The sequence below is a fragment of the Staphylococcus sp. 231237_7MaSpsaltlick genome, assembly GCF_043107035.1.
Map to the genome: position 1 here is coordinate 1 of NZ_JBICNX010000399.1, position 428 is coordinate 428.

The 428-nt window shown below is 30.6% G+C and carries 1 pseudogene; it reads left to right on the forward strand.

What is annotated here, in order from left to right:
- Positions 1–278: 278 nt before the first annotated feature.
- Positions 279–428, forward strand: a pseudogene (locus ACF91D_RS32070) (ABC transporter permease); the annotation flags it as partial.

A 428-nucleotide genomic window follows, 5' to 3' on the forward strand; every position in this document is an offset into this window, starting at 1 on the left:
GATTGTATTATACAATAAAAAATCAAAAATATAAGATTCTATAAATGTTTGCTAAATGAGCGCCGTATACGTTGTTTACTTTATCAAAGATGTTGAGAGTGGTAAACGTATAATTAATTGGGGATAAACCAGTTCCCCACTGAATTAATATTACAATTAAACTAATAATTTCAATTATTAATATATAACTTAAAATAGCGAGAAAAGGTGGCATCAGTATTCTGAAAAATGGGAAGTAACGATTTTTGAAAAAGGAAAAAGATTAAATTCTTAGTTGATTATGTGTACTCGATGAGCTCATTGGATTGATTCTAGGTATTTTAATCGCTAGTCTAGTGGATGCGGTCACACCAGATTATATTAAGCGTGTTGTTAGTATCAGTTCTGTAGTCATTACAGTAGGCGTATCTATGTTAATCGGTATCGTC